Origin of the sequence: Streptomyces actinomycinicus (assembly GCF_016741775.1) — a bacterium.
In the GTDB taxonomy this organism is placed as follows: Bacteria; Actinomycetota; Actinomycetes; order Streptomycetales; family Streptomycetaceae; genus Streptomyces; species Streptomyces actinomycinicus.
In genome coordinates this window covers 83,016-103,159 of record NZ_JAERRK010000020.1, presented here as the reverse complement: position 1 = coordinate 103,159, position 20,144 = coordinate 83,016, and the positions used below count along the sequence as shown (strand labels likewise).

Here is a 20,144-nt window from a genome sequence, read left to right as displayed (position 1 = left end):
CCCGCCGCCCCCGCCGCCCCGGGTGACGCCCGCGCCCACCCCGCCCCCGGCGGCCAGGCCGAAACCCGCGCCCAGACCGGCCCCGCGGGCCTCGGTGACCCCGGTGAGCTACCCGGCGTACCACCCCCACGCCGTCAGCCACACCACGCGCGGCCACACCTCGCCCGTCACCTACGTCCTGCTCATCACCGTCCCCGCGATCGTCGCCGTCGCGGCGCTGCGCCCGCGCTGACGCGCCGGCCCCGCTCTTTCCTGGAGGCACCACTTGTCGGATTGGCTTGTTCTCGTCCTCGCGATGCTGGGGGCCTGTGCCGTGGTGGTCGTCATCACGCTCGTGCGGCACCGGACGGCCGCCGAGGACGAGGACCCCAGCGAGACCCCGGACGTCATCGAGTACATGACGATGTGGATCGGCGTCATCTACGCCATCGTCCTGGGTCTGGCCATCGCGGGCGTGTGGGAGGCCCGCAACTCCGCCGAGGACCACGTGCAGTCGGAGGCCCAGGCGCTGCACGAGATCTCCGAGCGGGTCCGGGTCTACCCGCCGGAGGTCCGTGACCGCATCCGCGGTGACGTGGACGCCTACGTGAGCTACGTCGTGCACACCGAGTGGACGAAGATGGCGCACGACGAGCAGGTCACGGACCGCGGCACCGAACTGCTGCAGACCGTCCGGGAGGACGTCACCGACTACCAGCCGAAGAACGACTTCGAGGCGCAGGCCTACCAGCCGCTGCTGGACCAGTTCGCCGCCGCCGACCAGGCGCGCAACGCGCGTGCCGACTCGACCGGGGCCACCATGCCGCCGGTCGTCTGGTGGGGGCTGATCAGCGGCGGGCTGATCACCATCGCCATGGTGTTCGCCCTGCAGATCCGGCGCACCCGGCGCGAGCTGATCCTGGCCGGGCTGTTCTCCGCGACCATCGCCTTCATGCTGTTCCTCATCTGGGACTTCGACGCCCCCTACGGCCGGGGCATCGCGGTGACGGCGGAGCCGTTCCTGAGCCTCTTCCCGAACGTCAGCGGCTAGCTCCCGGCCGGAACGCTCCGGGCGCCGGTCCGGGCGCCGGCGGCACCGCACGCACCACGCCGGGCCTTCGCCCCCGTTCCCGCGAGGGATCGGGGCGAAGGCCCGGTGTGCGCCGTGCTCGGTTCCCGGGGCCCGGCCGGGTGGCCTCGGTGTGCCGGCGGCTCAGACGCGCTTCTCGTGCCGGCGACGCAGCCAGAAGGCACCACCGCCGATCACCGCCGCACCCACCAGACCACCGCCGATGACCATGTCGGTGGGCGTCGCACCGCCGGTCCTGCTGCCGCCGAGGCCGCCGGCGACACCGCCGAGCACGGTGAAGGCGTCCCGGCGGGTCTGGGTGCGGCCGTCGCAGCGGACGGTGACGTCGTAGCGGCCACGGCGGGCGTCACGGTCGACGGTGGCGACACCGCGCGCGGTGTCGTCGCGGAACGGCTCCAGTTCGATGGTGCCGAAGGCGTCGGAACTCGCCGTGCCGCTGCGGCAGCCGTTCACGATGACCGTGAGGCGGCCGCCGGCCGGGAGGACGTCGGGGGTGACGAAGATGTCGCGGCCGTGACCGAAGTCGTCCCCCCGGCCGCCCTCTCCGCCACGGCCGTTGCCGAAGTCGTCCCCTCGGCCGCCCTCTCCGCCACGGCCGTTGCCGAAGCCGTTGCCCCCACGGCCGTCGCCACCACGGCCGTTCCCGAAGCCGTCGCCCCCACGGCCGTTCCCGTTGAAGTTGCCGTTCCCGTTGAAGTTGCCGTTCCCGTTGAAACGACCGTTCCCGTTGAAATTGCCGTTCCCGTTGAAATTGCCGTTCCCGGGAAAGACCCCGTTGCCGGGAAGGACGCCGGTCCCGTTGAAGGTGCCGACGTTGCCGGTACCGGGGACGATGACCGTGGTGTCGGTGCTGCTCGGCCCGCCCCCGTTGCCCATGCCGTCCGCGACGGCCACGGGGGCGGCGAGCCCGAGCACGGCGAGCGCGGTGCACGCCGCCGCCAGGGCATGTTGATTGCGCATGTGATCCTCCGCGGGAGGCACCCCGGGTCCCGTCCCCGGGTGGTTCGGCGAGAAAACACCTCCCGGGAAGACCCTCGGGCGCGCGGAACACGCCCGCATGTCGAGAATGGTCCGTCCTGGTGATCCGACACGCCGAAGGAAAAGCACACAATCGGATATTGGCGCAGGTCACGGGCCGTCAGAAAATATCTGGGAATGGCAACTCGGATGGCGCACCGGGCGCCCGGCGGGCCACCCGTTCGCCATTTCCCTCCTCGCCCCTCGCGCGCGCGGGATTTAGCGTTTTCCCATGCGCGACAGACGCGGCGACGGCTGTGTCGAGAGGGGAAGGCTCATGTCTGCGTCCATGCTGTCCGAGCTTGCCGAGGAGGAGGAACGGCGCAGGAGGCGCGCCCCGTGGGGCGTGATAGCGCTTGTTCTGCTGACCGGCCTGGCGCTCATCCGGAACGGTTCGGGTGAGTTCGACGTCGGCCCGCCGCAGCCCGCTTCGGCGGCGGCGCCGGACACCCGCGCCACCCTGGGCACCTTCGCGCCCGCGCCCGTCGCGCTGCCGTTCTCCCCCGTCAACCGGGTCCGGATCCCCGCGATCCAGGTGGACGCCCCCGTCGTACAGGTCGGACTGGACGCGGACGGCTGGGTCGCCGCGCCGCCGCCGGAGAACCCCGGCCTGGCCGGCTGGTTCACCGGCGCGGTGTCCCCCGGGGAGAAGGGCACCGCGGTCATCGTCGGCCATGTCGACAACAAACAGGGGCCCGCCGTGTTCTACGGCCTCGGAGCGCTGAAGAAGGGAAACCAGATCGAAGTCCTGCGCCACGACGGACGAACCGCGGTGTTCGAGATCTACGGGGTCGAGGTCTTCGAGAAGAGCAATTTCCCGGGCGACCGCGTGTACGGCTCCAAGGGCGCGGCGGAACTCCGCGTCATCACCTGCGGAGGCGGTTTCTCGAAACAGAACGGCTACGACGGGAACGTCGTCGTCTTCGCCCGCCTGGCCGCGGTCACCTGAACCGCCGCGGCCCGGCGGGCGGAAGGCGGAGGCCTCCCCGGCGGCCGTGAACCGTCACACGCGCCGGCGCGGCACGGTGAGGTGGTAACCGGAGTCGATCAGGTAGGGCAGCCACTCACGGATGGCGCGCACGGTCTGCGAACGGTCGCCCCCGGCGTCGTGGGAGAGCACCACGACGCCGGGGGCGGCGCCGTTCTCCACCCGGTCGACGATGGTTCTCGTGCCGGGCTCCTCCCAGTCGGTGGTGTCGACGGTCCAGGCCAGCGGCTCCATGCCCATCTCGGCGCCCAGCTGGAAGGCGGCGCGGTTCCAGGCGCCGTAGGGGGCGCGGAACCACTGGGGGCGTTCGCCGTAGGCGTCCTCGATGATGTCGCTGGTGCTCTCCATCTCGGCGCGGATCTCGCTGCGTCTCAGCATGGTCAGCTGCGGGTGCGTCCAGGTGTGGTTGCCGACGACGTGACCGGCGTCGGCCATCCGGGCCAGCAGCTCCTTGTTCGCGACGACGCACTCGCCGCACACGAAGAACATCGCCCGGACGTCGTACTTGGCGAGGGTGTCCAGGATGTGCGGGGTGTAGTCGGGGTGGGGGCCGTCGTCGAAGGTCAGCACCATGCGCCGGCCACGTCCGGAGATCTGCAGGATGGGTTCCTCGCGCACCTGGAGCTTGCGGGGCGCGGCGCGCGGCGGGCCGTCTCCGGTGAGCGGCTGGAGCCGGAAGGCGGACGGGCCGAGTGCGGGGCGGGCCTGCGCTCCGGCGGCCGGCGCCGCGGTGGTCCGGACGGCGTCCTCGGCGCTGCTCGCCAGGACGGCTCCGGCGGTGGCCGCGGCACCGAGGGCGGCGCCGCCGGCGAGGAGCATCCGGCGGCGCGTGAAGAACTGATCATTCTGCATGACCCATCAGTCGCCCGGACGGGCTCCGGCGCACCACAACGACACCGGTGTGGCGGCGGGAATACACCCGGACGGCCGCAGCGGACGCCGGAGTCAGCGGCGGCGCACGAGCGGGAAGGGGAGCGTCTCGCGGATCGTCAGGCCGGTGAGGAACATGACGAGCCGGTCGACACCGATGCCGAGGCCGCCGGTCGGGGGCATCGCGTACTCGAGGGCCTGGAGGAAGTCCTCGTCCAGTTCCATGGCCTCCGGGTCGCCGCCGGCGGCCAGCAGTGACTGTTCGGTGAGCCGGCGGCGCTGCTCGACGGGATCGGTCAGTTCCGAGTAGGCGGTGCCCAGTTCGGTGCCGAAGGCGACGAGGTCCCAGCGTTCGGCCAGTCGCGGGTCGGTGCGGTGCTGCCGGGTCAGCGGGGAGACGCCGGTCGGGAAGTCCTTGTAGAAGGTCGGCCGTCCGGTCCGGTGTTCGACCAGCCGTTCGTACATCTCCAGGACGACGTCACCCGGCCCGTCGTCGGCGGTGTAGGGCACCCCGGCGCGGTCGCAGAGCCGGTGCAGCCGCAGCAGTTCGGTGCCGGGGCCGATCTCCTCGCCGAGCACCTCGGAGAGCGCCCCGTGCACGGTCTTGACCGGCCAGGTGCCGGAGATGTCGTACTCCACGCCGTCCTTGCGGGCCACCGGGGAGCCGAAGGCGGCGGTCGCGGCGCCCTGGATCAGCTCGCGGGTGAGGTCGAGCATGACGTCGTAGTCGGCGTGTGCCTGGTAGGCCTCCAGCATGGTGAACTCGGGGTTGTGCTTGTGGGAGACGCCCTCGTTGCGGAAGGTGCGGCCCAGTTCGAAGACCTTCTCCAGGCCGCCGACGCACAGCCGCTTCAGGTACAGCTCGGGAGCGATGCGCAGGTACAGGTCGAGGTCGTAGGCGTTGATGTGGGTGGTGAAGGGGCGGGCGTTGGCGCCGCCGTGGATCTGCTGGAGCACCGGGGTCTCGACCTCCAGGTAGCCACGGTCCAGCAGGCCCTGGCGCAGGGCCTGTACCGCGGCGGAGCGGGTGCGCAGGACGGACCGGGCGTCGGGGCTGGTGATCAGGTCCAGGTGGCGGCGGCGGACCCTGGCCTCGGAGTCGGTGAGGCCGCGGCGTTTGTCGGGCAGCGGGTGCAGGCACTTGCCGGTGAGCCGCCAGGACCTGACGAAGACGGTGGGCTCGCCCCGGTCGCTCAGGCGTGCGGTGCCGGTGGCGGTGATGTGGTCGCCGATGTCGGTGTCGGCGGTGAACCGGGCGAGTCGGGGGCCGGAGCCGTCGCGGGTGAGGGCGATCTGGTGGTCGCCGGACCAGTCGCGCAGCACGGCGAAGACGATGCCGCCGAAGTCACGGACCAGCATGAGCCGTCCGGCCACGGTGACGTCCGCACCGGGGGGCACGTCGGCCAGGGCGTGAGTGGGTGCGCCGGTGCCCACCGGGTAGGGGTCGGTGCCGGTGGCTCGGAGCCGGTCCAGCTTGCGGTGCCGGACGCGGACCTGGTCGGGCAGGCCCGCGTCCGGGGCTACGGGCCCGGCCTGGTCCCCTCCTACGAGGCCGAGCGCCGCCGGGGACGGCGGGCCCGCCGTCCCGGCGGGCCGCTGTCCGGCCTTCGGGTGCCCCTTTCCCCAGAGTTTGCGCAGAGAAGGTACGGAGACGAAGCCTTCTGCGATGCCGGAGGCGAGGCCGATGCGGGCGAGGGAGCCGGTGTCGCCGTAGCAGATGAAGCGCGGGTACCACTCGGGGTGGTACTTGGCGTTGGACCGGTACAGGGCCTCCAGCTGCCACCAGCGGGAGAAGAACAGCAGCAGGCGGCGCCAGAGCCGCAGGACCGGTCCGGCACCGATCCGGGCGCCCTCCTCGAAGACCGAGCGGAAGACGGCGAAGTTCAGGGAGATGCGGCGGATGCCGAGCTTCGGGGCGAGGGCGCACAGTTCGGCCACCATGAACTCCATCACCCCGTTGGGGGCTGCCCGGTCACGGCGCATCAGGTCCAGGGAGACGCCGTCGCGGCCCCAGGGCACGAAGGAGAGCAGCGCGAGGAGCCGTCCGTCGTCGCCGAGGGCCTCCACGAGCAGGCAGTCGCCGTCGGCAGGGTCGCCGAGCCGGTCGAGGGCCATGGAGAAGCCGCGTTCGGTCTCGGTGTCGCGCCAGGTGTCGGCCTTGACGACGACTTCCTCCATCTCCCGTTCGGTGAGCATGGCGTGGCGGCGGATGCGGCAGACGGCGCCGGTGCGCCGGACCCGGTGCACGGCCTGCCGGGTGACGCGCATCTCGCGGCCGTTCAGGTCGAAGGAGGCCACCTGCACGATCGCCTCGTCGCCGAGCTGGAGGGCGCCGAGTCCGGCGCGGGCGTAGGCGCGGGCGCCGTCCTCGGAGGCGCCCATGACGGCGGGTGCCCAGGCGTGCCGGCGGGCGGTGCCGAGCCAGGCGTCGATGGCGTGCGGCCAGGCCTCCGGGTCGCCGACGGGGTCACCGCTGGCCAGGCAGACGCCGGCCTCGACGCGGTAGGTGACGGCGGCCTTGCCGCTGGGCGAGAAGACGACGGCCTTGTCCCGGCGGGTGGCGAAGTAGCCGAGGGAGTCCCGTTCGCCGTAGGCCGCGAGCAGGGCGCGGACGCGGGCCTCCTCGTCGCCGTGCAGGGCGGCTTCCAGACGCTGGGAACGGAACAGCGTGGCGGCGGCGTTGAGCAGGGCGAGGGCGCCGAGCAGGCCGAGCACGAAGGTGACCTGGCGCGGCGGGCGGCCGTCGAAGGAGCTGTTGGAGACGAGCCCGCCGCACACCCGGTCGGCGGCCCAGGCCAGGTACTGGCCGGCCGGCAGGGTGCCCGGGAAGAGCAGCAGCAGGCCCCAGCCGAGCAGGATGGCCAGGGCCAGCCCGGTCAGCAGCACGGCGAGCGCCCGCCAGACGGCGCCGCGGCGGGAGGCGGCGTAGAACTCCCGGCGGGCCACCACGAGCAGGAGCAGCAGCAGGGCGCACAGCACCAGGGACGGCAGTGACTCGGTGTACAGGCCGAGGGCCACGCCGAGCGCGTCGGTGAGGACGAGCAGTCCCAGGTAGACGACCACGAGCCACCAGGCGACCTTCTTGCGGGCGGCGGTGGCTGCGGCCAGCAGGAACAGGAAGACGGCGTAGGCGAGGTTGGCGCTGACGGGGACGAGGAGCAGGTCGAGGGCGCGGGCGACCGGGCGGAGCGGGTTGCGCAGCGGGGGGACGAAGGCGAGCAGGGCGCACAGCAGGCCGAGCGCGGCGAAGAGGGCCGCGAAGGCCTCGGGGACCCGGCCGAGGCGCCCGGTGCCGGGCCGGCGTACCGGCGCCGTGGCGTCCCTCCGTGCGGCGGCCCCCGCGGTGGCGGTCATGGTTCCGACTGTAGGAAGGCGTGGCCCCGCTCGCCCGTCGGGCGGCCCCGGGACGCTACGGGAACCGGTCGTTCCGATAGCCTCGCAGGTGTGACGGAACAGCACGAGCAGGACGCGCACCCGCACCGGTTCGAGCGGGGCACGGACGGGCCGAAGGTCATTCTGGTCGGTGTGGACGGCTCCGACTCCTCGCTGCGTGCCGCGGCGTACGCGGGCGGACTGGCCCGGCGCCAGCACGCGCTGCTGGCCGTCGTGTACGTCCAGCCGGTACTGGCGGCCGGGGCGGCGCTCGGGGCGCCGGTGGCGGAGACGACCGAGGAGATCGCCGAGGATCTGATCGCACAGATCCGGGAGGCCGCGGAGCGGGTCAAGGGGATATTCGAGGTGCGCTGGGAGTTCCACACCTTCCGTGGCGACCCCTACAACGGGCTGGTGAAGGCGGCCGACGAGCTGAAGGCGGACGCGGTCGTGGTGGGTGCCTCGGAGCAGGCCGGGCACCGGATCATCGGCTCGGTGGCGGTCCGGCTGGTGAAGGCGGGACGCTGGCCGGTGACGGTCGTGCCGTAGGGCGGCGCGGCAGCGTCAGCGGGGTCGCGAGGAGCAGGACGCCGGCTGCGGCGATGGCGGTGCGCGGGCCGACGAGGGTGCCCAGCAGGCCCCACAGCGCGGTGAGCGCGGCGGTGGTGGCCTTGCCGGTGACGCTCCAGGCGGCGAGGGTACGGGTCACCCGGTCGGCCGGGGTCCGGTCGAGGCGTTCGGCGGCGAAGACCGGCGTGAACACGCTCGCGCAGGTGATCAGGCCCAGTTCGGCCACCATCACGACCAGCAGTCCGGGCCCGCCGGGGCCGACGAAGGCCAGGCCGGCCGGCCAGCAGGCGCGCAGCACGCCGGCCGTGCGCAGCACGCGGTGCCTGCCGTGGCGCGCGGCCAGCGGCCGGGCCAGCCGGGAGCCGAGCAGGCCGCCCAGGCAGGGTACGGCGAAGGCGAGGCCGTACTGCCAGGGTGCGAAGCCGAGCGGGCCGAGCATGAGGACCGCGAGCAGCGGTGAGGTGGCCATGATCAGGCCGTTGACCAGGACGTGGTTGAGGAACAGCGGGCGCAGGGCCGGGCTGGTGAGGATGTGCCGCCAGCCCTCGAGGAGGTCTCCGGCGCGGGGTGCCGTGGTGCGCTCGGGGCGGGGTTCGTGGGGGCCCAGCGCCCGGATGCCCAGGGCGGACAGCAGATAGGTGAGGGCGTCGACGGCCACCGTCGTGACCGGGCCGCACAGGCCGACCACGGCGCCGCCGAGGGGCGGTCCCAGCACGGTGGCGGTCCAGGTCGTGGATTCGAGGCGGCTGGTGGCGGTGAGCAGTCCGGAGGACGGCACGAGCGCCTTGAGGTGGGCCCCGAAGGCGGCGGTGTAGGTGATGTCGGCCGTCGCGACGAGCACGGCGACGGCCAGTAGCTGCCCGAAGCCGAGTACGCCGAGGGCGTGGGCGGCGGGCAGGGTCAGCAGCGCGGCACAGCGCACGAGGTCGGCCGTGATCATCACGGGCCGTTTGCGCCGGAACTCCGTCCAGGGTCCCAGCGGTACGGCGGCCAGCGCGCCCACGGCCACCGAGGCGGAGGAGAGCAGGGCCACCTCGGCGGAGCCGGCGTGCAGGACGAGGACGGCGATCAGCTGGAAGGCGTCGAAGGCGAGCCAGGTACCGAAGGCGCTGACGCCGTAGGCGGCCCACAGCCGGCCGAACTCCCGCCCCAGCTTCACGCGCGTCCTCCCGTCGACCGGGACATCCAATCCGGCGGTCCGGGCCGGATCAAACAACCGGTGCGGCGGGGGGCACAACCATCGGTTGTACCGGGGCCGCGGTTCGCCCCTGCGCGGGCCGCGGCTTGGGCATGGTCACCGGCGCGGGCTGTGCGTGGCGTCTTCCCCGGGGGGTCCCGCTGGGCCATCATGATCCGCCGTCAGCCGTTTGCCGTCGGTGAAGAGGTGAGGCGTATGGCCAAGCTCCGTATGGGTGAGGGGATTCTCCGCCGCAAACCCATCGAGCACATCGAGGAGACGGAGGTCGGCGAGGGACCCCAGCTGGACAGGTCGCTGGGGCTGTGGCAGCTCACGGCCATCGGCGTGGGCGGCATCATCGGTGCGGGGATCTTCACGCTGGCCGGCGCCGTGGCCCACGGGACGGCCGGGCCCGCGGTGCTGGTGTCGTTCCTGATCGCCGGTGTCGCGAGTGCCTGCGCGGCCCTGTCGTACGCGGAGTTCGCGGGGCTGATCCCGAAGGCGGGATCGGCGTACACGTACGGCTACGCGGTGCTCGGTGAGTTCGCGGGCTGGTTCATCGGCTGGGACCTGCTGCTGGAGTACACGGCGATCGTGGCCGTCGTGGCCATCGGCATCTCCGGCTACTTCAGCTTCCTGGTGCAGGAGATGGGCGCCGACCTGCCGGCCTGGATGCTGGGCGCACCCGGCACCGGCGGCGGGCACCGGATCGACCTGTTCGCGGCGGTGCTGTGCCTGCTGATCGCCTGGCTGCTGAACCTGGGCATCCGCAGCGCGGCCCGGTTCGAGACGTTCGTGGTGGCGCTGAAGGTGCTGGTGGTGCTGCTGGTGATCGGTGTGGGTGTGTTCCACATCGACTCGGCGAACTACCACCCGTTCTTCCCGTTCGGTGTCAGCGGGGCGTTCACCGGCGCGGCGACCGTGTTCTTCGCGGTGTTCGGCTATGACGCGATGTCGACCGCGGCCGAGGAGTCGAAGGACGCGCAGCGGCACATGCCGAAGGCGATCATCTACTCACTGGCGATCTCGATGGTGCTGTACGTGGCGGCCTGCCTGGTGCTGACGGGCATGCAAAACTACAAGGACATCGACCCGGAGAGCGGCTTCTCCACGGCGTTCAAGTCGGTGGGCCTGAGCGGGCTGGCGGACGTGATCGCGGTGGGCGCGATCATCGGCATCCTGACCGTCATGTTCACCTTCATGCTGGGCGTGACCCGGGTCTGGTTCTCGATGTCCCGTGACGGACTGCTGCCCATCTGGTTCGCCAAGACGCACCCGACACGGCACGTGCCGACCCGGGTGACCTGGATCGTCGGCGCGGCCTCGGCCCTCATCGCCGGTTTCCTCCCGATCGGTGAGGCGGCCGAGCTGACCAACATCGGCATCCTGCTGGCGTTCGTGGTGGTGTGCGTGGCGGTGATCGTGCTGCGCTACCGGCAGCCCGAGCTGCCGCGCACCTTCCGCACCCCGTGGATGCCGTTCGTGCCGGCGCTCGGTGTCGTCTTCTCGGTCTGGCTGATCACGTTCCTGCAGTGGCAGACCTGGGTGCGGTTCGCCGTGTGGTTCGCGATCGGCTGTGCGGTCTACTTCGGCTACTCGTACCGGCGCTCCGCGCTGGCCGGACGGCCGCCCGTCGCCTGAGCGGCGGGCGATCACTCACCCATGGCCAGCCCGTCCGCGGCGGCACCCCGGCTGAGCACCACGTCCCTGATGCGGTCGCGGATCCCTTCCAGTTCGGCGCCCTGGGCGATGGCCCGGTTCAGGTTGAGGACCCGGCCGGCGTCGAGGTCGTACAGCTGGGGGATGAACTCGGCCTTGGTGACCCGCCAGCCCTCGCCCGGCCGGACCGGCGGGGCGAAGGTGAAGCGGCCGAGGGTGGACTGGTTCCCGCGGGGGTCCTGGGCGCCCTCGCCGTTGTACATCTCGCCGGCGATCTGGTCGCCCATGCCGTAGACGACCCAGGTGCCGTTGACCTTCTCGTACGCCTGCGGGACGTGGGCGTGGGTGCCGAGGATCAGGTCGATGTCCGGGTGCCCGTCGGTGGCCGAGGCGGTGAGCCGCTGGGCGAGGGTGAGCTGGAGCCGGTCGGGTGCGTCCTGCCATTCGGTGCCCCAGTGCACGGAGACCACGACCACGTCGGCGCCGGCCTGCCGGGCGGCGCGGGCGTCGGCGGTCATCCGGTCCACGTCGATCAGGTTGACCGCCCAGGGCTGTCCGGGCGGCAGCGCGATGTTGTTGGTGCCGAACGTGTACGAGAGGTGGGCGACCTTGGCGGAGCCCGCGCGGTGGAGCGTGACCGAGCGGGCCTCGGCCTCGTCGCGGGCGGTGCCCGCGTGCCGGAGGCCGGCCTGGTCCATGGCGTCCAGGGTGCGCCGGATGCCGGCGGCGCCGTCGTCCAGGGCGTGGTTGGAGGCGGTGGAGCAGCCGTCGTAGCCGGTGGCGGCGAGACCCCGGGCGATCTCCGGCGGGGACTTGAAGAGGGGGTATCCGGTGTATTCGCCGTCGGCGCCGTAGACGGTCTCCATGTGACACAGCGCCAGATCGGCCTGGGAGACGACCGGTTGGACGCCGGCGAGCATGGGACGGAAGTCGTAGCCGTTGCCGCCCGCGTCGAACCCGGCCCGCTCGATGACCGAGGTGTGCGGCAGGACGTCCCCGGAAGCCACCAGGGTGAAGCCGCGGGCCGCGGTGGGCGCCGGCTGTCCCTGCGGGGCGGCCTCCTGCCGGCTGTGGTTCTGGCAGGCGGCCGCGGCCGTGAGGACGGCGGTCAGGGCCAGCGCCACCTGTTGTCTGCGTCCGATCATCAACTCACCCCAGAATTGTCGTATCTACCGACAAACCGTGACGGGCATATGGGTATGAATCTGATGAGCCGGATAAACAGACCGGGCGCCGTCATTAGCCCGTCCGGTGCCACGGCCTACCGCTCGTCCGACCGTTCGCCGACCCGATCGACCGTCCGCCGCACAGCCGGGCCCGCCCCCTGTCCGCCCGCCGCCCCCTGCGCTGCCATACGGCCATGACGGCCGGAACCACACTCATCCACGGGACGACGACCGCGGGGCACGAGCTGGCCGCGCTCCAGCGCGAACACGGCGGATTCCTCCTCGCCCTGCTGCTCAGGCTCTGCGACGGGGACCGGCAGCGCGCCGAGGACCTCGTCCAGGAGACCCTGGTGCGCGCCTGGCAGCATCCGGAGGCGCTGCACGCGGACGGCTTCGACTCCGTGCGGCCCTGGCTGCTCACCGTGGCCCGGCGGCTCGCGATCGACGCCCGGCGGGCCCGCCGGGCCCGGCCGCCCGAGGTCGGCGACGGGGTGCCCGAGAACGCGCGGGTCTGCGCGGACCACGCCGAGCGGGCCGCCGCGGTGCTCGACGTACGGGAAGCTGTGAAGACACTCACGCCGGAGCACCGTGACGTGTTGGTACTCGTGTATTTCCTCGGGGCCAGTGTGACGGAAGCGGCGCAGACCCTCGGGATTCCACCGGGTACCGTGAAATCCCGCGCGTACTACGCACTGCGCGCCCTGCGCCGGGTCCTTCCGGGTTACGCAGCCGACCTGCGGTGAAACCGGGAGCCTGGTCAAACCTCGGTAAAGCGCCTTGCTGTGGCCCCCGTTCGGGCAATGGGCTGTCCTCATCCGCGTTCCGGGCGGGGGCGGGGCCCGGGGGCTCGGGCGACGCGCACGCACCGGAGGAAGGGCAGGAAGGGATGCTGCACAGAGGTCACGAGAGCACCGACGGCACCGGCGGCGGTGAACTGGCCGTCCCCATGGCCTGGTTGTACGCCGAGTACATCGCCGACGAGCTGCTGCGCACCGGCGATCTGATGCCACCGACGTCCTTCGAGTTCCGGGCCGGGCGGGACGCGCTGGCGCTGACCGTCTTCCTGTCCGACACCGACGGGGAACTCTCCGGGATCCGGGTGATCTCCCAGCTGGAGAACTGGCTGTCGCTGACCGCCTACGACCAGCCGTGGCAGGACTGGGTACGCGAACGCATGACCGAGCTGACCGCGCGCGCTGCCGCCTCGGGGGTCCCCTCCCCCGACCTGGCGCTGGCGGCGGACGCCTGGCGCTGGCTGGAGGAGACCGAGCTGCTCGCGCCCGACCTGGACGCGGTGCCGGGCGGCGGCGCGGTGTTCGGCGAGGACGACGGGCCGAAGGTGTGGACCCCGGCGTGGCGGCTCGGGCTGCCCCTCGGGCATCTCGCGATCCACCTCTTCTGAGCCTTCTTCTGAACCTTCTGGAATTCACACCAATCCGCGGGCCGGGCCGCTCCGAATCTCCTGACCGTGATTCTGCGTGTGGCTTGAGTGATTCGGCCGTCGGCTGCGTACGGATGGGAGCAAGGAGTAACCCTTCCCCCACCCTTCGGCACGAGGATTCGGCATGAGGTCCCTGGAAAGGCATCGCGACGTCGGCGCGTACGCGCTCGGCGTGCTGGACGAGGCGGAGGCCTTCCGCTTCGAGGACCACCTCATGGAGTGCCCTCAGTGCGCGGCACAGGTGACCGAATTCGGGCCCGCGACACGGCAGTTGATGCTGTACCGGCGGGCCACGCCGCGCTTTGTGCACCCCATGGCGCAGCCCGGCCCCCGGCTGCTGGACCGGCTGCTCGGCGAGCTTGCCCGGCGGCACCGGGCGCGGCGCCGCCGGCTGCTGTACGGCCTGGCCGCCTCGGTGGTGCTGGCCGTGGCCGGCCCGGCCGTCGTGGCTCTCGGCGGCCCCGCCCAGTCGTCGTCCTCGCACGTCGCCGCGGCGACCGATCCGGACACCGGGGTGTGGGCGCGGGTCACCTCGGCGGACGAGGACTGGGGCAGCGATCTGCGCCTGGAGATCAAGGACGGCTCCGGGGCGCACAGCTGCCGGCTGGTCGCGGTCGGCCGGGACGGGACGGAACAGGTCGTCGCGGGCTGGACCAACTCCGGCGACGGTGCCCGGTCCACCACCGCGATGGGTGCCGCCGCGATGCACTCCGACCAGATCGACCGGTACGAGGTCCGCACCGAGGACGGGAAACGGCTGGTCACGGTAGAGGCACGGTAACCGCACCGTGACTTGACCCAAGATTCACATTAGGTAAGCCTTGCCTAGGTTTTCTTGGTGAGTCCCTAGGAGCAGTCCGTGTCCGCACGTCCCGAGCCATCCCTGTCCGCCCCGACGGCCCCCGTGTCGCGGCTGGGCCTGTACGACACCTGGTGGACGGTGGCGGCTGCGGCACTGGGCGTCTGCCTGGGCCTCACGGCCTGCGCCTGGATATCCCTGCACCTGCACGTGGACGACACCCTGCACACCGCGGCGCTCTTCGTCCACCTCGCCTCACTGGTGCTGGGCTTCGGGGCCGTCCTGTCCGCCGACTACCACGCCCTGCTCTGGCTGACCGGCCGGTGCACACTGACGGACGCCATGGCCGGCACCAGCCGGCTGCACGTGCCGATCTGGGCCGGGCTCGCCGGACTCGTGGCCAGCGGCGCCCTGCTCCAGCCCGACCTCGGCTCCGCCCTCACCCGGACCAAGCTCGCGCTGGTGCTCGCGCTCACCCTCAACGGCCTGCAGGCCGGGCTGCTCACCCGGCGCATGCGGGCCCGGCGTGACGGCACCGTCCCGCCGCGCCTGCTCCTGTGGGGTGCGGGTACCGCGCTCGTGTCCCAGGTGTGCTGGTGGGGCGCGGTGGTCATCGGGTTCCGCAACAGCCAGGGCTGATCCGCGGCGCCCGGGCCGGTCTCACTTCAGCAGCCGGGACAGGCGGCGGTCGGCCAGGGGTTTGCCGCCCGTCTGGCAGGTCGGGCAGTACTGGAGCGAGGAATCGCTGAAGGAGACCTCGCGGACGGTGTCGCCGCACACCGGGCAGAGTTCGCCGGTGCGGCCGTGCACGCGCAGACCGCTCTTCTTCTCCGACTTCAGCCGTCCGGCGGCCACGCCCCGGGAACGCTCGACCGCCTCGGCGAGCGTGCCGCGCAGGGCCTCGTACAGGCGGTGGGTCTCCTCGGCGCTCAGGGACGCGGCGAGCTTGAACGGGGACATCCTCGCCGCGTGCAGGATCTCGTCGCTGTAGGCGTTGCCGACACCCGCGATCAGCGACTGGTCCCGCAGCGCGCCCTTGATCTGGCGTCTTTCGTCCTTCAGCAGGGCGGCGAAGCGGGCCTCGTCGAAGTCGGCGGCGAGCGGGTCCGGGCCGAGGCGGGCGATGCCGGGGACCTCCTGCGGATCCCGCACGACGTACACGGCGAGGCGTTTCTGGGTGCCGGCCTCGGTGAGGTCGAAGCCCTCGCCGGTCTCCGTCGCGACGCGCAGCGCGAGCGGGCCCTTGCCGGGCTTCGGCGGGCCGTCCGGCAGCCGGTCCTTCCACTGCAGCCAGCCCGCGCGCGCCAGGTGGATCACCAGGTGCAGTCCGAGGTCCAGCTCGATGTCCAGGAACTTGCCGTGCCGGCGCACGGCCGTGACCTCGCCGCCCTCGACGGCGGTGACCGGTGGGTCGTACGTCTTCAGGACGCTGACGGCGACCGGCAGCACCCGCGCCACCCGGAGGCCGGCCAGGTGTGCGGTGAGGAAGTCCGTCAGCGCTTCTACCTCGGGCAGTTCCGGCATACGTACAGAGTGCCACCCGGCACCGGCAACGCCCCGCGTTCCGCACGGGCCGGCCCTACGGCACCCGGAACTCGCACCACACCGCCTTGCCGCCGCCCCGTGCCTCCACGCCCCAGTTGTCGGCGAGCCGTTCCACGAGCAGCAGGCCGCGTCCGGAGACGCCGTCCTCCCCCGCCTCACGGCGGCGCGGCAGGGCGCTGGAGGAGTCCTCGACCTCGATGCGCAGTCTGCGGTCGTGGCCGTGCAGGGCCCGCAGGGTCACGATCGCGGAGCCCTCGGTGTGCATCAGGGCGTTGGTGGTCAGCTCGTCGGCGACCAGTTCGATCTCGTCGGCGCGGTCCCGGGCGCCCCAGGAGCGGACGGCGGCACGGATCATGTGCCGGGCCTGGGTGAGGGCCTCCGGGTCGCCGGGCGCCACGTGCTGCTGGAGCCGGCCGCCGGGCCGCGCGGCCTCCGGGACGCGGCGGCGCAGCAGGAGCAGGGCCACGTCGTCCTCACCGCCCTGCTCCTCCGCCGCCTGGATCAGCCGGTCGGCGAGGTCGCGCACCTCCTCGGGGCCGCCGCAGATCAGGGCCGCGAGGCTGCGCATGCCGTCGTCGAGGTCGGCGCCGGGCTGCTCGACGAGTCCGTCGGTGCACAGCAGGAGGGTGTGCCCGGGATCGAGTTCGAGGGTGGAGACGGGGTACTCCAGCCGCCCGAACTCGGCGGACAGGCCGAGTGGCAGACCGCCCTCGACGGGCACCCGGCGGCAGCTGCCGTCGCCGTTGCGGACCAGCGGGTCGATGTGCCCGGCGCGGACCACCTGGACGACTCCGGTGGACAGGTCGGCCTCGGCGTACAGGCAGGTGGCGAACCGGTCGGTGTCCAGTTCGTGCAGGAAGACGGAGGCACGGGCCATGACGGTGGCCGGGGTGTGGCCCTCGGCGGCGTAGGCGCGCAGCACGATCCGCAGCTGCCCCATGACGGCGGCGGCGTGTGTGTCGTGCCCCTGTACGTCACCGATGACCGCGCCGACCCGGCCTCCCCGGGAGGGTGTGCCCCCGGGCAGCGGGATCAGGTCGTACCAGTCGCCGCCGATGTCCCGGCCCAGGGCGGCCGAGCGGTAGCGGACGGCGATGTCGGCGCCGCGGACGCTGGGGATGGTGCGCGGCAGCATGGCCTGCTGGAGGCCCTGGGCGAGGTCCTTCTCCTGCTCGTAGAGCATGGCCCGCTGCAGGCTCTGCGCGATGGTGCTGCCGAGCGCGACCAGGACGGCTCGCTCCTCGGCCGAGAAGCCGCGCCGGTCCGCGTAGAGGAGGCCCATCGCGCCGATCGGGCGGGCCTGGGCGATCAGGGGCAGGTAGGCGGCCGAGGTGACGTGCAGATCCGAGAGACGGGGCCAGAGGACCGGGTAGCTGTCGGCGAACTCCTCCGGGGACTCGATGAACCGGGGACTGAGGGTGCGGACGACCTCGCTCATCGGGTACGGCTCGTCGATCCGGGTGACCCTGGTCCCGGGGACGAAGCTGTCGGCGGGGCCCTCGGCGATCAGCCGGATCCGGCCCGCCTCGACCAGTCCCATCACCAGGCTGGCCGCGCCGAGGTGGCGGACGCCGTGGGTGTCCTTGAGGACGTCGATGACGTCCTGGGTGCTGCGGGCGTGGGCGAGGGCGGCCGCGATGACCTGGACGACGCCGGTCTGCTGGCGGAAGGCCTCGTCCTGGGCGGCCCGGAGGCGGCGGGATGCGCTGTCGGCGAGTTCCTCCGTGGCGTCACGGACGATGCCGACGACCCTGCGCGGCCGTCCCGACTCGTCGCGCCGGATGTAGCCCTGGGTGTGGGTCCAGCGCGGGGTTCCGTCGCGGCAGCGGATGCGGAAGTAGGTGCCGTAGTTCTCGCTGCCGTCCTTGATCGCGCGGGCGACCACCGCGTCGACCCGGGCCGCCTCGGGAGGCGGCACCCTTACGGCCAGGGACTCGGGACGGCCGTCGTACTCCTCGGGACGGATGTCGAACACCTCGAAGGCCCGGGCGTCCATGTGGAAGAGACCGGCGTCCAGATCCCAGTCGAAGCTGCCCATGCGGTTGAGCGCGAGGATCGGGTCCGGGTGGGCGGGCCAGTCCTCCGGGAGTGACAGGGAGCTAGCTCCCCGATCGGCCATGGGCCCACCTTGCCAGCATTCGCCCGATTATTCGACCTCATCGGCGAGCATCGTGCCTGGCGAGGCCACCGCAGGGAGATCACACCGGGTGTCCGTCCCCGCCACATTGCCTCACTGTGGGTGATGAAAGCCCGGGGTGGGCATGGCAGCACCTCCGGCTGGCAACTCGGGAACCGTCGTGACGAGAGCGGCGAGCACAGAGCCGCACAGGAGGGCGCGCACAGCCGTGGAGTGGTTCACCGCACCCGACTACTGGCTGAGCCGGCTGGTGTTCCAGCGGGCCCTGGCCGCCGTGTACCTGGTCGCGTTCCTGACGGCGGCCCTGCAGTTCCGGGCCCTGCTGGGCGAGCGCGGCATGCTCCCGATCCCGCGCTTCACGGCCCGGGTGCGGTTCGGGCGGGCCCCGAGCCTGTTCCAGCTGCACTACTCGGACCGCTTCTTCGCGGCCTGCGCATGGGCCGGCTGCGCGGTTTCGGCGGCCCTGCTCGCCGGGGCGGACTCGGCACTGCCGCTGTGGGCGGGAATCCTGCTGTGGCTGGTGCCGTGGGCGCTGTACCTGTCGATCGTCAACGTGGGCCAGACGTGGTACGCCTTCGGCTGGGAGTCACTGCTGCTGGAGACGGGGTTCCTGGCGGCGTTCCTCGGCAACGACGAGGTCGCGCCGCCGGTCGTCGTACTGTTCCTGGTGCGCTGGATCCTGTTCCGGGTCGAGTTCGGTGCCGGACTGATCAAGCTGCGGGGCGACGCCTGCTGGCGCAAGCTGACCTGTCTGTACTACCACCACGAGACCCAGCCGATGCCGGGCCCGCTGAGCTGGTTCTTCCACCACCTGCCGAAGCCGCTGCACCGGGTCGAGGTCGCCGCCAACCACGTCACCCAGCTGGTCGTACCGGTCCTGCTGTTCACCCCGCAGCCGGTCGCCTCGGCCGCCGCCGCCCTGATGATCGTCACCCAGCTGTGGCTGGTGCTCTCCGGCAACTTCTCGTGGCTGAACTGGATCACCATCGTGCTGGCCCTGCCCGCGCTGCGGCTGCCCGCGTCGGCCCCGTCCGGGCCGGCGGCGCCGCTGTGGTACGAGGTCGTGGTCCTCGCGGTGGCCGCACTGCTGCTCTTCCTGAGCCACCGCCCGGTGGTGAACATGATCTCCCGCCGCCAGGTCATGAACCGCTCCTTCGACCCGCTGCACCTGGTCAACACCTACGGTGCGTTCGGCAGCGTCAGCCGTGTCCGCTACGAGGTGGTGGTCGAGGGCACACTGGACGACACCGCGCGCGAGGACTCCGACTGGCGCGAGTACGCGTTCAAGGGCAAGCCCGGCGATCCCCGGCACTGGCCGCGCCAGTTCGCCCCGTACCACCTGCGCCTGGACTGGCTGATGTGGTTCGCGGCGCTGTCGCCCGCCTACGCCGGGGAGTGGTTCGGCGGGCTGGTGGAACGCCTCCTGGAGAACGACCGCGACACACTGAAGCTGCTCCGCCGCTCCCCGTTCCCGCCGGACACCCCGCCGCGTTATGTACGGGCGCGGCTGTTCCGGTACCGGTACACGAGCTGGCGGGAGTGGCGGGAGACGGGGGCGTGCTGGGAGCGGACGTACGTCCGGGAGTACCTGCCGCCCACGCGGCTGGCGGGGGCGGTGCAGAGGCCGTGAGCGGCGCCGGTGCGCGGCTGCGGGCTACGGGTGCTGGGGCTGGGGCTGGGGCTGGTCCGCGGCCGTGACCGTGGTCTTCAGGGCACCGTCACCGCCAGTCTTCACCGGGTGCGACCGGGTCCGGTGGCCGCTGCGGAACTCGGCCAGCAGCTCGTCGGTCACCTCGGCCCCGGCGCCGACGGCGGCGTGCACCTCGCGGAAGTAGTTCTCGTAGCCGGCCGGGGTGTAGAGGCACAGTGCGCGTGCCGGGACCGGGCCCGCGTTGCGGTAGCCGTGCGGGGTGCCCCGGGTGGCGGCGAGCAGGTCTCCGGGGCCGGCCGTCACCTCGCCGTCTCCGTCGTGCAGCGTCAACTCGCCCTCCAGGACGTAGAAGTACTCGTCGTGAGCGTCGTGCACATGTGGGCGGGCACCGACGACGCCGGGCGCGAGGGTGAACTCCTCGAAGGCGAAGCGCCCGCCCGTGTGCTCGCCGGTGAGCCGGAAGAAGTGCCCGACACCGGCCACGTCGATGAGTTCGCCGTCCTGGGCCCGGCGCAGCAACGGTCGTCCGGCAGCGGTGTTCTGATGATCGGTCATGCCGTCATTGTGTCCGCTTCCCAGAGCGTGGACGGCGGTGGCGGCGCCTTCGAGGAATGGCCGCGGGCCCGGCTCGGCGGCCGGCGGCCTCCCGGCCGGCGCCGCGGCCCCGCCCGGCAGCCGTCCCG

The 20,144-nt window shown here is 72.3% G+C and carries 18 protein-coding genes; 10 read left to right on the top strand and 8 right to left on the bottom strand.

The features are described 5' to 3' along the window. The first annotated feature begins 103 nt into the window (after window positions 1-103). Together JK359_RS39960 and JK359_RS29840 are read left to right on the top strand one after the other, a co-directional pair. Entirely contained in the window at window positions 104-232 is a 129-nt protein-coding gene (locus JK359_RS39960) for a hypothetical protein (RefSeq protein WP_269139051.1), read from the top strand. A gap of 33 nt (window positions 233-265) precedes the next feature. Beyond that, window positions 266-1,030 (top strand): bestrophin-like domain, encoded by a 765-nt coding sequence (locus JK359_RS29840; RefSeq protein ID WP_201842202.1) that lies wholly within the window; start codon window positions 266-268, stop codon window positions 1,028-1,030. Between the two features lie 162 nt (window positions 1,031-1,192). Here JK359_RS29840 and JK359_RS29835 read toward each other — a convergent pair whose 3' ends face one another. Then, window positions 1,193-2,029, bottom strand: coding sequence for a hypothetical protein (locus JK359_RS29835; protein ID WP_201842200.1), 837 nt, complete (start codon window positions 2,027-2,029; stop codon window positions 1,193-1,195). A gap of 334 nt (window positions 2,030-2,363) precedes the next feature. Here JK359_RS29835 and JK359_RS29830 point away from each other — a divergent pair, with 334 nt between their 5' ends. Next, window positions 2,364-3,035 carry a class F sortase gene (locus JK359_RS29830; RefSeq protein ID WP_201842306.1) on the top strand — a complete coding sequence of 224 codons (672 nt, stop codon included), beginning with the start codon at window positions 2,364-2,366 and terminating at the stop codon, window positions 3,033-3,035. A gap of 54 nt (window positions 3,036-3,089) precedes the next feature. Here JK359_RS29830 and JK359_RS29825 read toward each other — a convergent pair whose 3' ends face one another. Together JK359_RS29825 and lysX are read right to left on the bottom strand one after the other, a co-directional pair. Continuing rightward, a complete protein-coding gene (locus tag JK359_RS29825; protein ID WP_201842199.1) occupies window positions 3,090-3,926 on the bottom strand; it encodes a polysaccharide deacetylase family protein in 837 nt (278 codons plus the stop codon). 93 nt (window positions 3,927-4,019) lie between these two features. Continuing rightward, window positions 4,020-7,298, bottom strand: coding sequence for a bifunctional lysylphosphatidylglycerol synthetase/lysine--tRNA ligase LysX (gene lysX / locus JK359_RS29820; protein WP_201842197.1), 3,279 nt, complete (start codon window positions 7,296-7,298; stop codon window positions 4,020-4,022). Between the two features lie 90 nt (window positions 7,299-7,388). Here lysX and JK359_RS29815 point away from each other — a divergent pair, with 90 nt between their 5' ends. After that, on the top strand, window positions 7,389-7,865 hold the full coding sequence (locus JK359_RS29815) for a universal stress protein (protein ID WP_201842195.1): 477 nt from the start codon (window positions 7,389-7,391) through the stop codon (window positions 7,863-7,865). On the opposite strand, the gene JK359_RS29810 is transcribed toward JK359_RS29815, so the two are convergent. Further along, complete coding sequence (locus tag JK359_RS29810; protein WP_307788327.1) at window positions 7,801-9,045, bottom strand: MFS transporter; 1,245 nt, start codon at window positions 9,043-9,045, stop codon at window positions 7,801-7,803. The genes JK359_RS29815 and JK359_RS29810 overlap by 65 nt on opposite strands. Window positions 9,046-9,279: 234 nt before the next feature. Between JK359_RS29810 and JK359_RS29805 the strand changes: the two genes are divergently transcribed. After that, window positions 9,280-10,704 (top strand): amino acid permease, encoded by a 1,425-nt coding sequence (locus JK359_RS29805; RefSeq protein ID WP_201842191.1) that lies wholly within the window; start codon window positions 9,280-9,282, stop codon window positions 10,702-10,704. 11 nt (window positions 10,705-10,715) lie between these two features. Here JK359_RS29805 and JK359_RS29800 read toward each other — a convergent pair whose 3' ends face one another. Further along, window positions 10,716-11,867 (bottom strand): CapA family protein, encoded by a 1,152-nt coding sequence (locus JK359_RS29800; protein ID WP_201842189.1) that lies wholly within the window; start codon window positions 11,865-11,867, stop codon window positions 10,716-10,718. Between the two features lie 215 nt (window positions 11,868-12,082). Here JK359_RS29800 and JK359_RS29795 point away from each other — a divergent pair, with 215 nt between their 5' ends. The 4 genes from JK359_RS29795 (at window position 12,083) to JK359_RS29780 (ending at window position 14,767) form a co-directional block, all read left to right on the top strand. Beyond that, window positions 12,083-12,631, top strand: coding sequence for a sigma-70 family RNA polymerase sigma factor (locus JK359_RS29795; RefSeq protein ID WP_201842187.1), 549 nt, complete (start codon window positions 12,083-12,085; stop codon window positions 12,629-12,631). Between the two features lie 143 nt (window positions 12,632-12,774). Then, a complete protein-coding gene (locus JK359_RS29790) occupies window positions 12,775-13,290 on the top strand; it encodes a hypothetical protein (RefSeq protein ID WP_201842185.1) in 516 nt (171 codons plus the stop codon). A gap of 163 nt (window positions 13,291-13,453) precedes the next feature. After that, window positions 13,454-14,110 (top strand): zf-HC2 domain-containing protein, encoded by a 657-nt coding sequence (locus JK359_RS29785; RefSeq protein WP_201842183.1) that lies wholly within the window; start codon window positions 13,454-13,456, stop codon window positions 14,108-14,110. A 78-nt stretch (window positions 14,111-14,188) separates the two neighbouring features. After that, a complete protein-coding gene (locus JK359_RS29780; protein WP_201842181.1) occupies window positions 14,189-14,767 on the top strand; it encodes a hypothetical protein in 579 nt (192 codons plus the stop codon). A 21-nt stretch (window positions 14,768-14,788) separates the two neighbouring features. On the opposite strand, the gene JK359_RS29775 is transcribed toward JK359_RS29780, so the two are convergent. After that, window positions 14,789-15,652 (bottom strand): Fpg/Nei family DNA glycosylase, encoded by an 864-nt coding sequence (locus JK359_RS29775; RefSeq protein ID WP_201842179.1) that lies wholly within the window; start codon window positions 15,650-15,652, stop codon window positions 14,789-14,791. A 55-nt stretch (window positions 15,653-15,707) separates the two neighbouring features. After that, window positions 15,708-17,792, bottom strand: coding sequence for a SpoIIE family protein phosphatase (locus JK359_RS29770; RefSeq protein ID WP_201842177.1), 2,085 nt, complete (start codon window positions 17,790-17,792; stop codon window positions 15,708-15,710). Between the two features lie 226 nt (window positions 17,793-18,018). Between JK359_RS29770 and JK359_RS29765 the strand changes: the two genes are divergently transcribed. After that, entirely contained in the window at window positions 18,019-19,440 is a 1,422-nt protein-coding gene (locus JK359_RS29765; protein ID WP_201842175.1) for a lipase maturation factor family protein, read from the top strand. 24 nt (window positions 19,441-19,464) lie between these two features. Here the strand turns inward: JK359_RS29765 and JK359_RS29760 are convergent, their stop codons facing one another. Then, window positions 19,465-20,016 (bottom strand): cupin domain-containing protein, encoded by a 552-nt coding sequence (locus tag JK359_RS29760; RefSeq protein ID WP_201842173.1) that lies wholly within the window; start codon window positions 20,014-20,016, stop codon window positions 19,465-19,467. Between the last annotated feature and the right edge of the window lie 128 nt (window positions 20,017-20,144).

Excerpts from the sequence above, each read along its gene's own strand:
- JK359_RS29835 (WP_201842200.1), bottom strand. The coding sequence starts at position 2,029 with ATGCGCAATCAACATGCCCTGGCGGCGGCGTGCACCGCGCTCGCCGTG.
- JK359_RS29830 (WP_201842306.1), top strand. The coding sequence starts at position 2,364 with ATGTCTGCGTCCATGCTGTCCGAGCTTGCCGAGGAGGAGGAACGGCGC.
- JK359_RS29825 (WP_201842199.1), bottom strand. The coding sequence starts at position 3,926 with ATGCAGAATGATCAGTTCTTCACGCGCCGCCGGATGCTCCTCGCCGGC.
- lysX (WP_201842197.1), bottom strand. The coding sequence starts at position 7,298 with ATGACCGCCACCGCGGGGGCCGCCGCACGGAGGGACGCCACGGCGCCG.
- JK359_RS29805 (WP_201842191.1), top strand. The coding sequence starts at position 9,280 with ATGGCCAAGCTCCGTATGGGTGAGGGGATTCTCCGCCGCAAACCCATC.
- JK359_RS29800 (WP_201842189.1), bottom strand. The coding sequence starts at position 11,867 with ATGATCGGACGCAGACAACAGGTGGCGCTGGCCCTGACCGCCGTCCTC.
- JK359_RS29795 (WP_201842187.1), top strand. The coding sequence starts at position 12,083 with ATGACGGCCGGAACCACACTCATCCACGGGACGACGACCGCGGGGCAC.
- JK359_RS29790 (WP_201842185.1), top strand. The coding sequence starts at position 12,775 with ATGCTGCACAGAGGTCACGAGAGCACCGACGGCACCGGCGGCGGTGAA.
- JK359_RS29785 (WP_201842183.1), top strand. The coding sequence starts at position 13,454 with ATGAGGTCCCTGGAAAGGCATCGCGACGTCGGCGCGTACGCGCTCGGC.
- JK359_RS29775 (WP_201842179.1), bottom strand. The coding sequence starts at position 15,652 with ATGCCGGAACTGCCCGAGGTAGAAGCGCTGACGGACTTCCTCACCGCA.
- JK359_RS29770 (WP_201842177.1), bottom strand. The coding sequence starts at position 17,792 with ATGGCCGATCGGGGAGCTAGCTCCCTGTCACTCCCGGAGGACTGGCCC.
- JK359_RS29760 (WP_201842173.1), bottom strand. The coding sequence starts at position 20,016 with ATGACCGATCATCAGAACACCGCTGCCGGACGACCGTTGCTGCGCCGG.